This window comes from Dysgonomonas sp. 37-18, assembly GCF_001899125.1.
Taxonomy (GTDB): Bacteria; Bacteroidota; Bacteroidia; order Bacteroidales; family Dysgonomonadaceae; genus Dysgonomonas.
The window spans coordinates 17,087-31,858 of the sequence record NZ_MKVC01000010.1 but is presented as its reverse complement, the minus strand read 5'-3'; the positions used below and the strand labels follow the sequence as shown (position 1 = coordinate 31,858).

10 protein-coding genes and 1 tRNA gene are annotated in these 14,772 nt (G+C 37.2%); 7 read left to right on the top strand and 4 right to left on the bottom strand.

All coding sequences use genetic code 11. The features are described 5' to 3' along the window. Nucleotides 1–36: 36 nt before the first annotated feature. Nucleotides 37–465 (top strand): thioredoxin, encoded by a 429-nt coding sequence (trxA, locus tag BGO84_RS03830; RefSeq protein WP_291027802.1) that lies wholly within the window; start codon nucleotides 37–39, stop codon nucleotides 463–465. A 70-nt stretch (nucleotides 466–535) separates the two neighbouring features. Here trxA and BGO84_RS03825 read toward each other — a convergent pair whose 3' ends face one another. Continuing rightward, nucleotides 536–3,190 carry a transglutaminase domain-containing protein gene (locus BGO84_RS03825; protein ID WP_291027800.1) on the bottom strand — a complete coding sequence of 885 codons (2,655 nt, stop codon included), beginning with the start codon at nucleotides 3,188–3,190 and terminating at the stop codon, nucleotides 536–538. Between the two features lie 77 nt (nucleotides 3,191–3,267). Beyond that, nucleotides 3,268–6,078 carry a putative LPS assembly protein LptD gene (locus tag BGO84_RS03820; protein WP_291027798.1) on the bottom strand — a complete coding sequence of 937 codons (2,811 nt, stop codon included), beginning with the start codon at nucleotides 6,076–6,078 and terminating at the stop codon, nucleotides 3,268–3,270. A 194-nt stretch (nucleotides 6,079–6,272) separates the two neighbouring features. Between BGO84_RS03820 and BGO84_RS03815 the strand changes: the two genes are divergently transcribed. The 5 genes from BGO84_RS03815 to BGO84_RS03795 all read left to right on the top strand — a co-directional run bounded on the left by BGO84_RS03815 (nucleotide 6,273) and on the right by BGO84_RS03795 (nucleotide 11,528). Continuing rightward, nucleotides 6,273–7,550 (top strand): M64 family metallopeptidase, encoded by a 1,278-nt coding sequence (locus tag BGO84_RS03815; RefSeq protein WP_291027796.1) that lies wholly within the window; start codon nucleotides 6,273–6,275, stop codon nucleotides 7,548–7,550. 105 nt (nucleotides 7,551–7,655) lie between these two features. After that, nucleotides 7,656–8,360: a hypothetical protein gene (locus BGO84_RS03810; RefSeq protein ID WP_006841876.1), complete on the top strand. Its 705-nt coding sequence runs from the start codon at nucleotides 7,656–7,658 to the stop codon at nucleotides 8,358–8,360. A gap of 576 nt (nucleotides 8,361–8,936) precedes the next feature. Continuing rightward, nucleotides 8,937–9,335 carry a TerB family tellurite resistance protein gene (locus BGO84_RS03805; RefSeq protein WP_291027794.1) on the top strand — a complete coding sequence of 133 codons (399 nt, stop codon included), beginning with the start codon at nucleotides 8,937–8,939 and terminating at the stop codon, nucleotides 9,333–9,335. Between the two features lie 2 nt (nucleotides 9,336–9,337). Further along, complete coding sequence (locus BGO84_RS03800) at nucleotides 9,338–10,597, top strand: hypothetical protein (protein WP_291027792.1); 1,260 nt, start codon at nucleotides 9,338–9,340, stop codon at nucleotides 10,595–10,597. A gap of 19 nt (nucleotides 10,598–10,616) precedes the next feature. Beyond that, nucleotides 10,617–11,528 carry a hypothetical protein gene (locus BGO84_RS03795; protein ID WP_291027790.1) on the top strand — a complete coding sequence of 304 codons (912 nt, stop codon included), beginning with the start codon at nucleotides 10,617–10,619 and terminating at the stop codon, nucleotides 11,526–11,528. 278 nt (nucleotides 11,529–11,806) lie between these two features. Here BGO84_RS03795 and ahcY read toward each other — a convergent pair whose 3' ends face one another. Next, nucleotides 11,807–13,225: an adenosylhomocysteinase gene (ahcY, locus tag BGO84_RS03790; RefSeq protein WP_135105607.1), complete on the bottom strand. Its 1,419-nt coding sequence runs from the start codon at nucleotides 13,223–13,225 to the stop codon at nucleotides 11,807–11,809. Between the two features lie 15 nt (nucleotides 13,226–13,240). Then, nucleotides 13,241–14,323 carry a mannose-1-phosphate guanylyltransferase gene (locus BGO84_RS03785; protein WP_135105608.1) on the bottom strand — a complete coding sequence of 361 codons (1,083 nt, stop codon included), beginning with the start codon at nucleotides 14,321–14,323 and terminating at the stop codon, nucleotides 13,241–13,243. A gap of 162 nt (nucleotides 14,324–14,485) precedes the next feature. Here BGO84_RS03785 and BGO84_RS03780 point away from each other — a divergent pair. After that, nucleotides 14,486–14,569 (top strand) — tRNA-Leu (locus BGO84_RS03780). Nucleotides 14,570–14,772 lie beyond the last annotated feature (203 nt).

Sequence of the window (14,772 nt, the reverse complement as noted above, 5' to 3'; positions counted from 1 at the left end):
ATTATATTTGCCCAAAATCATATAAAACTATTAATAATGAGACGTAAAATAACCCTTCCAATACTCGGCATAGTTCTTATGGCTTTGACTATTCTATTGGGAAACAATAGTGTGTTTGGGAATAACAACACGACTAATAATGATACTCCTATTGTAACGCTTACCTCTTCTAATTATGAAAAAGAGACCGGAACAGGATTAGTGTTTGTTGACTTCTGGGCTCCGTGGTGTGGTCCATGTCGCCGAATGGCTCCTATTCTCGAAAGTGTAGCTAAAGAATACAAAGGATCGGCAAAGGTTGCGAAAATGAATGTTGACAACTACAAGAAGTTTTCGATAGATAAAGGGATTGAGGTATTACCCACTATTGTTGTATACAAAGATGGAAAGGAGATTACTCGCTTGAGAGGTTTGGTATCTAAAGAAGACCTTGTGAAAATAATTACAGAGCATACAAAAAAGTAAGCTGTTACTATAAATAACAAAAATGGCAGATCAGATGATCTGCCATTTTTTGTATCTTATATTTCAACTGTTATTTTGTTCCTTTCTCCAACTCTATTGTCTTAATTATATTCTCTCCGATACCAATTCGGTAACCTTGCGAAGAATACAAAATACCGCCATTTGTAGAAATATATACTGTAAGCGGGAAGTTGTTTGAGAATTCGATTTGCAAAGCTCCCGCTACTGTATTTAACAAAGTCCTGTTATGATCAGTCATCCATAATGATTGCTTAGGTAGACCTTTAAAGACAGAAGCATCAAACGCCTTACTTAGCTTGTCGTCAGGAATAGCAAACAAGATTCCTCCGCCCCATTCTTCAATAGCTTGTTGTACGGCCGGAAGGTCTTGCAGGATATGCTTAGTAGGTTCTTTGTCCGGATCAGCAAAGCAGATCATCAAACCTTTACCGTTAGTTAGTTCTTTGATTGACTTTTTACTGCCATCTTGTAATGTAACAACTGTGTTCGGATCTACTATACCTTGTACCTGAATGCGACCTTCTACTTTCGGTAATTCGATTTCGAATGTTTTCGCTTCATTGCCTTTTACTTCAAAGTAGCGTGTACTTATCGTTACAGAACCATCATTTCCACGACTACCTATCATCAAACGATAGTAGCCTGCGTCTACTGTTATTTTAGCCGGTAGATCTTTTATACTGTTTTCATAATCGAGAGTAACAAAGTCACCATTGTCGTATCGGGCAATTGTGAAATGAGTATAATAACCCGGCTTCACAATATTATCCTTTGCATTTGTAAACTGAATTGTAGCCTTTGGCTGTTCTTCGGCTTGCTTATCAAAGAATACATCAGTCCAAGCAGTTTCCCCCTTTAGATATTGAGGGCGTCCTGTTGCACGATCAATACGTGCAGGGATATCTATAGAACGACAAAGAGCAACAAATAATATATCCCTTGATGGCTTATCTGAAACTTTCAATTCATATACGCCTTGAGGTGAGATCGGGCATTTGAAATAATTTTGTTCTTCATCAATTTTTATATTTTCACGAACAAAGTTTATTACTTCATTAATATCATTTCTCGATTTGTTTACAAAATCTTCCGTTAATACTTTTTTGAAGAAGCTTCGCCACGGACGAATCAATTCTTGTGATATTCTTGGAGAATAGATGCTGCCTACCAGAGGGCTGTCTTCAGCTAGTTTCTTTTGTGTCGCATCTTGTCCGATAGTAAGGTGATCTAACAGGTATGCAGCCGGAGTATCTCGTAAATCTTTATCGGATAGAGATAATAAGAATGCATTCAGATATGGATTATCTTTTTTAGCCTCCATAAAAGAGGATATTTCCTGCCAGTTTCCTTGCGATTTGGATAAAATATTCCAAGTCTTATCAGGGTTTAGCTTATTTTTTTCTGCAAATTTCTTAGCATCCGATTCGCTAATAAAGGTTGCCATATATGCATTTCGTATCGAGTCTTCGTGAGCCAGACGCTTTGCGTTTTCAGCAATCTTTTCTGGTGCTAATTCTTTTATGGCTTGTTCTGCCGGAGCTTCCATTACAATGGTTTCATCTAAGCCTTTTCCCGGTTTATTATTTAATGTAACTGTCACTTCTCCCGATTCAGGAGTAGATTTAGCATATCCATATATATCGCCCTTATTTGCCCAAACAAATATGTCTCCCATTCCTGAGATTATAGAAGCTGTTCCATCCGTTTTAGTAGTACTTGTGGCGATAGGGTAAAACTCAGCATAATTGTAAACTTTAAATTTTACGGTTGCACCTTCTACAGGTTTACCGGCTTCGTCTACTATTTTTACTTTTACATCGCGTGTATTCGTATAATTACCAAGCAGATTGATAACCGAATAGAGGTCTGTTTGTACATTCTTTTCCTCAGGGCCATTGTACAATCCAAAAACATTGGTGTGTACCATCATAGCACGTTTTACCGGAGCAGAGAACCACGCTACATCCAATTCTGGTTCTGGTTCGCAAGCTCCTATATAATGCCATTTGCCATCTACCCATGCTTCTACCCACGCGTGATTGTCGTCGGTGTGTACCCAGCGTGGCGTGTAACACTGGCGGGCAGGAATACCTACAGCACGAAGTGCAGCTGTAGTGAAAGTCGATTCTTCGCCACAGCGTCCCCAAGATGTTTTAGCTAAAGCAAGTGGTGCGGATGTGCGTCCGTCTGTTCCTCGGTAAGTTACTTTTTCGTGACACCAATGGTTTACCTCCAATACTGCTTTTTCCATTGTCAGCCCTTTTACTCTATCTTTGAGTTCATCGAAGAATGCTTGTCGGGCAGTATCTAGGTTTTCATTATTTACACGATAGACCAATACAAAATGACGGAATATATCATCAGGTATTTTTTTACCCCAATCGAAGTAATCACGAGCTTTGAATGCTGCATCTACCTGACCAAGGAAAAAATCCGCATCATAATCTGCCAAATCCGAAAGAGGCATATAAGCGTATAGGAATTCTAAAGCCTCACGTTGTTCCAGGGTGAGTTCTTGTTTATCTAAAGCAGAAAACAATTGTTCACTACGTCCTGCCGCAAGGTCTTTGCGTTTCATAAACTGTTGGTGTACTTGTTCCCTATACTCTTTATCTTTAAGGAAATGCTTGTCTGCCGAACTGCATGCGCCTAAGATAAAAAGAAGAGATATCATTAATAGAGAACTGAAAATGATTTTTTTCATCTTTGGTGATATTTATAGGTTTAGTAAAAGACAAATACTGATAATACTTTGCATAGTTCAAAGTATTATGAAACATATTAATCCCAATTAGGATCATAGCTGGAAGCCCGTCCGCGTTGCTCGTATTTCAAATCCTGGAGCATTGAAGAACTTGCACGTAACGATACATAATATGATTTGTATTGACCCACAGGGTTGAAACTTGCCGAAATAGACCAACAGTGTAGGTTGCGAGTAAGATTACAACTCATGTATGCTATTTTGCCTGCATCGAAGTCATAACTGGCATTGAAATTGAAACTCCAATTTTTCGTCGGTTGTATATTTCCGTTCAAGCTGAGGGCTTTAGTTAACGTACCTCTATATTCTGCGTAATCGTTTCGAGCTGCTTGCTTAGGTAGTTTATTCGTATTATAATTCATTGAGAAGCTGATCCCCAAATTCCACTTGATCTCATTTTTTACATAACCATCTTCATCATACTGGTTATCATCTTTTTTTGCCTCCATCAAGCTTTTACGTTCTTCTTCTTCTCCGGGTGCGGCCAAATTATTTTCACTCTGTGTGGATTCATCTTCTTTCTTTTTAGAATCCTTGTCCTTGTCATCGCCGCCTCCAAACCATTTTTTGAATGTATCCTGATTAATAGATGGCGATATGGAATATCCTGTACTTTTCAATCGCCCAAACCCTTTTCCGTTTGAAATACGAAGTTCATTGACACGTCTCAAACTGGTTACTTCCCCTGCATCGTTTGTCTCAGCTCTATAGAGATATGGGTCGAATGCTGCATTCAGATTTACAGTAAATGATTTGCTGAACTTGAGCCGGAGCCCCATGTTTATGTCACTCCATTTGAACTCTTTGGCCATCATATTGTGACTGAAATTAATCCCGAGATTATCAATCAAACTGATCTTTTTTATAGAGTCATTGGAGTCTCTGTATTTCATTTCAAGATTGTTGTCGAAGCTGAAATTAATCATTCCTTGGGCTCCTTGGCTTGGTACACCAAACATACCTTGTTCATATGGAGAATATTTATTTCCTGTATCTCTCCAATTTCCTTCCGAATCATAGTAATATAACTTCTCATAAAATCCGAATTTTTGACTACTGAAATCCGGAGCATAACTTAGACTTATGCTAGGGGTGAATACATGGCGGATCTGAGTGTTCTTTGAAAATATAGGAGTGAACATCCCATACAGCTTGGTTTGAAAACCAAGAGAGAAATTGAAATCATAAACGCGGTTGAATGAATAGGTTGTATCTTCAGCTATCATGCGGCGTTGATCAGTATCCCATCGTTTTTCTATTTTGCTTGTATACCATCGCTCGGTATAGTTGAAAGACGGAGTGATATTTAGGTAGTTTAACGCACTGAAAGTAGCAGACACAGGGATTGTATGTTTCATTGCATTATTCCAGTCTTTTTGCAAGTTAGACTGAAATAGCTTGTTTTCTTTTGTCGTAATACTGTTTCTTAAATCTCCCGTATAACTCAATTGTATCTTCTCGTACCATTTTTCTGCGCCTACGGCATCTTTCCTTTTAAACGGAGCTATGCGGCTCATCGTAACTGTAACGTTAGGCAAGGTAAGAGATATTGTTGAGTCTTGTGTACGTTGGGCTGCACTAATATTGGCAGAGAAACTCCACGGAGAATTTGGTATCTTTTGGGTTAGTGTTACATTTGAGCTTTTTGTATTATTGGTTCCCATAGGGGTGTAAGCCGTATTCAGGTCATTACGGTCGTAAGAACTGGTAGAGAATTGTACGCTTGCCGACAGAGTTCTGAACATATTTGACTTAGGGTCTTGGCTGTGTGTCCAGTTGATTTTTAGGTCTTTTGCCAAAGAGTAATCTATTCCCTTTTCTCCGAGTTTGGTAACTAGATATCCGACATCAAATCCCCCCGAATATTTATACCTTTTTCTGTATGATGAGCGGGCATTGATTCCCCACGAACCTTTAGTATATATTTCTCCGGTCACAGCTAAATCGATATTATCATTGATAGCAAAGTAATAACCTCCGTCTCTTAAGTTAAATCCTCGGGCGAGCTCATCTCCATAGGAAGGCATGATAACCCCCGAAGAATACTTTTCAGAAAATGGGAAAAATCCAAACGGTAAACCGATAGGAAGAGGTAAATCTTCAATAACAAGATATGCAGGACCTGTTACGACGTTCTTTTTAGGTCTCACCTTGGCTTTTGTCAGTGCCAAGTAAAAGTGAGGGTGTTCGTGATCGTCGCAAGTGGTATATTTTCCCTCTCTCATGAAAAATGAATTGTCGTCGTTCTTTTTTGCTCTGCTTGCTACAATATATCCTTCTCCTTGAGTGGTAATCACATTTGTAATATAACCTTTCTTTGTTTTAAAGTTATATTTCATTGTTTTTGATTCGTAGTCTGTTCCTCCATCTGTAAATACAGGGAATCCAAATTCTTTTCCTACAGAATCGAGACCGTATGTGGCATAAACAAGGCTACTATCCATGTTCATCCATATTTTTTCTCCTTTGAGTGAAATATCGGTGTATTTCACAACGCTTTCGCCATATAAATATCCCCAATTTCCTGCTGTAAGAACTATAGAGTCATTGGCTGTATAGTCTACTACAGCATCCAAAACGGCTTTCTTTTTCTTTATAGAGTCGGACGGAAGGGAATCTCCACGCATCCGTATAGAATCATTCTGAGTCTTACGAACTGGGTCTCGACTTAAACGAACCCGAGGTGATGCAGAGTCGGTAGGCAATGAGTCTTGAGGGTTGTCGAGGTGTGTTATACGTGACTCTATACGAGAAATTTGTGCACCCCAAAAAGGCACAGAAAAAAGAATAAGCAGAAACGTATACGTCAACAACTGAATTTTCCTCATGTAGAGACCTCTAACTATATAGTGTATTCGGATGCAAAGCTAATCAATTATATAAGAAAGCATAATATGAAAAATCAAAAAAAGTATAAATTTTCATCTTCCATCCTAAGAATCAAATTGAATTGATAGAAACTTTATCCTTAAATATTGTGATTAATTTTTTATCTTTGTTCTATTCTAAAACGAAGCTTTTCATGAAATATTTTCTGTTAACCCTATCACTTTTCCTTCTTGCACTGGGGGGATATTCTCAAAACTTTGAAGAATACTTTGAAAACAAAACGTTGCGTGTGGATTATATATTTACAGGTGACAATGTCTCTCAGACCGTTTCTCTCGAACAATTAAACCAATTGCCCCAATGGGCAGGACGCCGTCACCATCTTGCAGAACTGGGAAGACAAGGTAACGGGCAAATCAAAATGACGGATCATAGAACCGGGAAATGTATTTATCTTGAATCCTTCAGTTCTTTATTTCAAGAATGGCTCACTATCCCTGAAGCTGCTACAGTAAGAAAAAGTTTCGAAAACACATTCTTATTGCCATATCCCAAAGATAAGGTTGATATAGAGGTAAGTCTGCGAGAAAAAGGCGGTTCGTACAAAACCGCTCTTAGGCATACTGTCACTCCTGACGATATCCTAATAAGGAAAAAAGGATTGAAAAATACCCCGGCTTATACCGTTATACATCAAGGGGGACCTGTAGATAAATGCGTCAATGTCGTTATTCTGGCAGAAGGTTACACGACTTCTGAAATGGAAAAATTCAGACAAAATGCAAAAACGGCATGCGAACAGATTTTAGCACATAGCCCATTTAATCGTATGCAAGATAAGTTCAACTTTATTGCTGTAGAAACAGAATCGAAAGACTCCGGTGTAAGCGTGCCTCGTAAAGGCAAATGGAATGAAACGGCTTTTCATTCCCATTTCGATACCTTTTATTCTGATCGTTACCTGACTACTACGAATGTAAAGGACATACACGACCCAATTGCAGGGATACCTTATGCTCATATTATTATATTAGCGAATACTGATGTATATGGCGGTGGTGGTATTTTTAATGCCTATACATTGACTACTACGGGGCATGCAGACTTCAAGCCTGTTGTTGTTCATGAATTTGGTCATAGCTTTGGTGGATTGGCCGATGAATACTACTATGAAAATGATACGTTTAGCGATAGCTATCCTTTTGGTGTAGAGCCATGGGAACCAAATATAACAACGCTTGTCGATTTTAATTCGAAATGGAAAAGCTTATTGGTAAAAGACACTCCAATTCCTACGGATATAAAGTCGGCAGATAAATATCCTATTGGAGTCTTTGAAGGAGGAGGCTATTCGTCTAAAGGGATATATCGTCCTGCTGTTGACTGTAGAATGAAGACAAATACTTGCAAAGATTTTTGTCCTGCATGTCAAAAGGCACTTGAACAACTCATTAAATTTTATACCGAATAAAAAAAATATAGTTAAGGATTTTATTTATAAGGATAAAACAGCTATTTTTGTCGCTGCTAAATTTGAAATTAACAGAATAATATAAATATTTATAACAGATTAAAAATGTCTAAAAAGAAACAAGCTGAATTGCGTGAAGAAAAAGACTGGGAACGTATTGGAACAGCAGTTGCAGAATCAGAACGTTTCATTGAAAAATACCAAAAACAATTATTAATAGGTATTGGTGCTATAGTTGTGGTCGTTAGTGCATTTCTTGCATACAACTATTTTATTGTAGGGCCAAAAACTACCGAAGCTCAGGTGGCAATGTTCAGAGGTGAACAGTACTTCAGAGCCGGACAAGATTCATTAGCTGTTTTTGGAGATAAAAACGGATATGTAGGATTTGAATCAATCATAAGCGACTATGGTTCTACTAAAGCCGGAAAACTGGCTAAACTATATGCCGGGATCTGTTATGCAAATATGGGTAACTACGAGAAAGGTCTTGAATACCTGAAAGACTATAGCGGTAGTGATAAAATAATATCACAACTGGCGAATGGTGCAATCGGCGACTGCTTGGATAACCTGGGAAAATCAGATGAGGCTGTTTCTTATTATATCAAGGCTGCTAAAGGTGTAGATAATGCTTCTCAAAGCCCTATGTTATACAAAAAAGCAGGTCTTATATATCGTAATCAAGGAAATTACGATAAAGTAATTGAAGTGTTTTCAATTATAAAGAATCAATATATGAACTCACCTCTTGCTATTGAAGCAGACAAATATATTGATGAAGCTAATATACTGAAAGGACAGAAATAATAGATCTTATATATATTATACAAAAAGAGTTCCGCTAGACAGCGGAACTCTTTTTGTTTATAGAAATATCATATCATTTGCATATTTTCTATTCAGACTATATTAAATCTTGTAGATAAAATGTTACTTGTTCTCTACCTCTTATTTAACATTTTCTTTTCTTGTAAATATAAATTAATAGATTTAAATCCAGTTGATTAAAAAATATATCACATTTATTTGTTTTTTTATTTTTTTTGCTAATTTTGGAAAAATTAAGAAATTCTACCAGGTATTGATTTCCACCATTAGAGTATGAGCCGAACATAATTTCTTATGTCTTCAAGAGGAAAATTCACAAATGTGTGTCCACACAGAGCCCATACTTATTCATACAAAACATACACTAAATAATTGAATTGACAGGGGGTTATTCCCATGTTCATTTTTGTAAATCCTTAAAGCTCTTCGTGAAGAAGTTGTGTGGGTTTGTTAATTCGAAGTAAGCAAGGAACAGTTCTATTGATCTCTTCCTCTTACATCTATCATCAAGGCAAGACCTGCAAAGCCGTAAGAGCAGGGGTAAGTAAGTTGTATATGAACGAGAGTGAAAAAAAGATGTTTTTAGGCTTATATCAAATGGTGTTAGCTGATGCAGAAGTTCATCCACATGAATTAGAATTGCTTTATCAAATAGGCAAGGAAAAAGGAGGAATTTTGGAAGAAGAAATACAGAAAGCGATTTTTTCTCCAAATACATTTGTCTCGTTAGAAAGTTTAAGCGAAGATGAGAGAATAGAGTATCTATATAATTTATCTCGCATTGCTTGGGCTGACGGAAAGATAGAGGATAAGGAAAAGGAAACTTTGCAAGAGGCAAGTAAGCGACTTGGTTTTGCAATAGAAAATGCAGTAGAGATATCAGAATATCTTTTAGCGCAAGCGAAGGAGGAAAGATCATTTGACGAAGTATTACAGGCCATTAAAAAATCATAGATATGGGACTTAAGGATATTTTTACTATTCAAGATCTTGAACCCCAACAAAGGTTTCAACAAGACGATACAGATGATTCTATTGCCGTCATTTCGGGAGCATCTTATGCTAGCAAAGGGACAAGAGATGCGGGTTATTGTGGAGGCTCTTCTCAGGCATTATTGCCCAGACTGCATGCGGTATATATGCAATTGATTCGTTATATCCAGCAAGATAAAATGAAACAAGATGAGAGAAAAAGTCAAATCAAACAAGAAATTAGTGGTCTTGAAGCGAAAAATGCAAATGTTGAAAATCAAATAAAAACAGAGCAAGATCGATTAATGCATGAGGAGAATAAAATTGGAAGAATTTTACAGGAAATTCATGATATAAAGGAAAATCCAAAAGTTGTTTTGGGAGATTCTTACGTAAAAATAAGCTTCTGGATTGGCTTAGTCATTATAGTATTTCTTACCATTTACTTGTTTGTATTTTACAGCTCAGCGGCTTATTCAGCTTTTTTCAAAGACTTTACACCTGATGACACAAAGATAACTCAAGCTATCTTTGATGCGCAGGCCGTAGGTAAAGCTTGGGCAGACGGTTTTACTGAGTTGATTTTCATTTTAGCAATCCCTGCTGTGTTTTTAGGTTTGGGCTTTTTAATTCATAAATTCTCAGAAGAAAAAGGTATAAGTAAGTATTTTAAAATCTCGGGACTTGTTGTTGTCACGTTCTTTTTTGATTTTATTATAGCATATGCTATTGTTAAAGAAATATACAATATCATGATAGGGGGACTTTTTATGGATATGCCACCGATGACGATATCGAGAGCTTTTCATGAAGTTAATTTCTGGATAATAATCTTTGCGGGTTTTGTCGTTTATATTATTTGGGGGCTTGTGTTCAGCTTTACAATGAGTGAATACGAGAAAATGGACAAAGTTAGATATGCAATTAAAAATAAAGAACAAAAACTAGCATCTTCCAAGACTGAATGTAAGCAGTTGAGGGATAAAATTTCTATTCTTCAAAGAGAAAAGAATAATAATCAGGGAGAAATAGATAAATTGAAAATACAGTTGGAGTCATATGTGTTGTATTTCAATGATGTAAGAGAAGGGGTTAATAATTACTTCTCGGGATGGATTGTTTACATGCGCTCAACGAGTTCTTCAAAAGTTCAGATTGATGAATGTGAAAGGATTAAAGAAAAATTTTTACTTGAATTAAAAAATTCAGAATTTATTAGGACAAATTCAGTCTCTAGTAACTAATCAAAATAATCATGGATTTATGAAACTTCTATTTATTATAACAATCTTAGCATTCTCAATGGTGGCTTGCGGAGGTAAAAATAATGTTAGTGATAGCAATAATGATACTAATCGTAATAATGCTGGGAATAGTAAAATATCGAGGAAACAAGGGCAATTGAATATCTCGATTTTATTGGACTTATCTGATAGAATTAGTCCCAAAATAAATGCGAATGCTCAAAAAAACGATATTGAAAATATTAAGACCATTACAGAATTCTTTAAATCTAATATGACAAGCTTGGGGGCTTATAATGCCAAAGGAAAAATTAGAATATTCTTCAGTCCTCCGCCTGTAAGTAGTGATATTAACTCAATGGTTAGTAAGCTTATTATTGATTGCTCTAAAATGGATAACAAAGGCAGAAAAGGAGTATATGATAATATAACAGAACTTTATTCGCAAAATTTAGAGAAGATATACCGGCAAACTATTGCTACAAGTGCATGGGAGGGTAGTGATATTTGGCGTTTCTTTAAGAATGACGTAAAGGATTTTTGCATTCAAAAAGATCCCAACTATCGAAATATATTGATAATTTTCACTGATGGGTATTTGTATCATAGTCAGTCGGTGATAAATGATAAGAATCGCTTCAGTTATCTCACAAATACTAATTTGAAACAATATAGAAAGCAGGATTGGAAGCAAATGATTGAGCGAAACAATTTTGGGATAAAGACAGAGCGTAATGATTTGAATAATTTAGAGGTTCTTGTGTTAGAGATAAAAGCAGAGAGTCCGAACAATAAAGTTGATGAAGATATTATGTCATATCTTTGGAAAAAATGGTTCAAGGAAATGAGTGTGTCTAATTACGAGGTCTACAGCTCAGATTTACCCGCAAATACAAAAACAAGAATCGAAAATTTTTTAAATCATAATTAAGAAGTAGCTTGTATGAAAAGTGATGCATCATACTGGCAGATCTCTCTTTAATTATTTAAATAATAATTATCTAACTAAAAGGGATCTTTGAAATAAAAGTAAAATTAAAAGTGGTAATCAGAAACTAAAAAAGGTGACATAAAGAACAGATTGAAACCTGTCACTTTTGTCACCTTTGTCACTTTTTGAATAAGAAAGTGAGCTCTAGTACCGCACTTATATATTGCAAAAAAAACGGGCTTTAACCATAAAGCCCGTTTATATTGATAGATGATATCTTAATATCTGTAATGTTCAGGTTTGTATGGACCTTCTACAGGAACCCCAAGATATTCGGCTTGCGCCTCAGTCAACTTGGTCAACTTCACTCCAATTTGTTCAAGGTGTAGGCGTGCAACTTCTTCATCCAAATGTTTCGGTAAACGATAAACGTTTACTTCATAGTCGCGTACCCATAACTCCAATTGAGCTAAAGTCTGGTTTGTGAATGAGTTACTCATCACGAATGAAGGGTGACCGGTGGCACAACCTAAATTGACTAAACGACCTTCGGCTAAAAGGAATATAGAATGTTCATCAGGGAATGTATATTTATCTACCTGCGGCTTAATGTTTACATGCTTAATGCTAGGGTAGTTTACAAGTTTGTCCACCTGAATTTCATTGTCAAAATGCCCTATGTTACATACTATAGCCTGATCTTTCATACGAGACATGTGCTCTATTGTTATAATATCCTTGTTGCCTGTTGTTGTAACAAAAATATTACCTTCTTTCACGGCCTCTTCCATTGTTGTCACTTCAAAGCCTTCCATTGCTGCCTGCAAGGCGCATATCGGGTCTATCTCGGTTACAATGACACGAGCTCCGTAAGAACGCATAGAGTGAGCGCAGCCCTTACCTACATCTCCGTATCCTGCAACAACTACAACCTTACCTGCAATCATCACGTCGGTAGCTCTCTTGATGCCATCGGCTAATGATTCGCGACAACCATAAAGGTTATCAAACTTAGACTTGGTTACCGAGTCGTTTACATTAATAGCCGGAACAAGTAGTTCGCCTCGCTCCATCATTTGGTACAGCCTGTGTACTCCTGTTGTTGTCTCCTCAGATACTCCTTTCCAATCGGCAACTGTACGATGCCAACGATTGTTGTCTTCCTTAAGGATACGAGATAAGGTATCGAGTATTACTTGCTCTTCGTGGCTCGAAGCTTTTTTATTCAGGAAGTCAGCATTTTCTTCGGCTTTATATCCCCAGTGGATAAGCAGTGTAGCATCGCCGCCATCGTCTACTATCAGGTTAGGGCCTTTCCCTTCAGGGAACGCTAAAGCTTGCTCTGTACACCACCAATATTCTTCAAGGGTTTCTCCTTTCCATGCAAATACGGGTATTCCCGCTGCTGCAATAGCTGCTGCTGCATGGTCTTGGGTAGAGAAAATATTACAACTAGCCCAACGTATATCGGCTCCTAATTCTTTCAGGGTTTCGATAAGTACAGCTGTTTGCACAGTCATATGTAACGAACCCATGATACGAGCGCCTTTCAGCGGTTTTGTTGCTCCATATTTCTTGCGAAGTGCCATTAATCCCGGCATTTCATGCTCTGCTATTTCTATTTCTTTTCTCCCAAAGTCTGCCAGATTGATATCTGCTACAAGGTAAGGAAGATTTGGTAAAAGTTCTTTTGACATATATTTATTTGATTGTTATATATATTTTTCTCCGTATTTTAGCTTTACGTCAGCAACGAACTGTTTGATACGCTGTTCTTCCGACTTCTTGCAAATCAGTAGTACGCCGTCAGCTTCGGCTACAATGTAGCCCTCTAGGCCTTGTATAACCCCTAATTTGCCGGCGGGCAATGTCACAACATTTTCGGCACTATCAAAAAATATAGTGTTGGCAATGAGTGAAGCATTGGCTTCATCATCTTTTTCGGATATTTCGTAGAGTGATCCCCAAGTTCCTAAGTCAGACCAACCGAAATCTGCTGCCTGTACATATACATTTGTAGCTTTTTCCATTATGCCATAATCTATTGATATATTGGGGCAAAATGGGAAATTCTCATCAATGAAGGCTTTTTCTTTTTCTGTACCAAAGGCATCGATACCACGGTCGAAACGAGAAGTTATCTCAGGAAGATATTCACGAAGTGCACTTAAGATGGTTTTGTTATTCCAGATAAAGATACCTGAATTCCACAGGAACTCTCCGCTTTCGAAGAAGACCTTAGCCAGCTCCAGATTCGGTTTTTCGGTAAAGACCTTAACCTTATTTACTCCGTCCAGCTTTTCTTCGCTCATTTGTATGTATCCATAACCTGTTTCGGGGCGACTAGGCTTAATGCCGAGTGTCAACAACGTATTGTGCTTAGATACAAATTTGTAAGCGTTCTGAATGATAGAAAGAAATTCATCCTCTTTCAGAATCAAGTGATCGGAAGGAGCAACTACAATATTTGCTTCAGGATTAAAAGAGTTGATATGGTAAGTCGCAAAAGCAATACATGGAGCTGTATTGCGTCGCATTGGCTCTAACAATATCTGATTGGGTTTCAACTCAGGCAGTTCTTCTTGTACCATCTGAGCATATTCATTATTGGTGACTATAAATATGTTCTCAAGAGGAAGGATTCTTTTAAACCGGTCTACAGTCATCTGCAAAAGAGAACGTCCTGTTCCAAAGAAATCAAGGAACTGCTTTGGACGGGCTTCGCGGCTAAAGGGCCAAAAACGGCTGCCAATGCCACCACCCATGATCACGCAATAATTGTTCTTGTTATCCATGTTTGTTTTAAAAATTTATACAAAGTTATATCATACTAATATACAAACAAAACGATTAGGGACAATAGCGAAATAAAATTATACGATTCTTTTTCAAAAAAGTTATACCTGATCTTTTGATATATGAAAAATATGTGTACTTTTGCACCGCACTAGGCACAAGCCCAGATGGCGGAATTGGTAGACGCGCTGGTCTCAAACACCAGTGGATTCACTTCCATGCCGGTTCGATCCCGGCTCTGGGTACTATTCAAACAAAAGCCTAATTGAGGATCAATCAATTAGGCTTTTTGTTTTAAGAATATGTTCCCGGATTGTTCCCAAAAGATTTTCTTAGCTATTCATTTAAACATAAAAAAAGAAGTAATAAAATCTGTCTCATTGTGAACTTACATTTGTATATGATTTACACGCAAGATTGATGAGAATGATATTCCTTAAATAAAGTA

What these genes read in the sequence shown, in the direction of transcription:
- trxA (WP_291027802.1), top strand. Translation starts at nt 37, where the DNA reads ATGAGACGTAAAATAACCCTTCCAATACTCGGCATAGTTCTTATGGCT.
- BGO84_RS03825 (WP_291027800.1), bottom strand. Translation starts at nt 3,190, where the DNA reads ATGAAAAAAATCATTTTCAGTTCTCTATTAATGATATCTCTTCTTTTT.
- BGO84_RS03820 (WP_291027798.1), bottom strand. Translation starts at nt 6,078, where the DNA reads ATGAGGAAAATTCAGTTGTTGACGTATACGTTTCTGCTTATTCTTTTT.
- BGO84_RS03815 (WP_291027796.1), top strand. Translation starts at nt 6,273, where the DNA reads ATGAAATATTTTCTGTTAACCCTATCACTTTTCCTTCTTGCACTGGGG.
- BGO84_RS03810 (WP_006841876.1), top strand. Translation starts at nt 7,656, where the DNA reads ATGTCTAAAAAGAAACAAGCTGAATTGCGTGAAGAAAAAGACTGGGAA.
- BGO84_RS03805 (WP_291027794.1), top strand. Translation starts at nt 8,937, where the DNA reads ATGAACGAGAGTGAAAAAAAGATGTTTTTAGGCTTATATCAAATGGTG.
- BGO84_RS03800 (WP_291027792.1), top strand. Translation starts at nt 9,338, where the DNA reads ATGGGACTTAAGGATATTTTTACTATTCAAGATCTTGAACCCCAACAA.
- BGO84_RS03795 (WP_291027790.1), top strand. Translation starts at nt 10,617, where the DNA reads ATGAAACTTCTATTTATTATAACAATCTTAGCATTCTCAATGGTGGCT.
- ahcY (WP_135105607.1), bottom strand. Translation starts at nt 13,225, where the DNA reads ATGTCAAAAGAACTTTTACCAAATCTTCCTTACCTTGTAGCAGATATC.
- BGO84_RS03785 (WP_135105608.1), bottom strand. Translation starts at nt 14,323, where the DNA reads ATGGATAACAAGAACAATTATTGCGTGATCATGGGTGGTGGCATTGGC.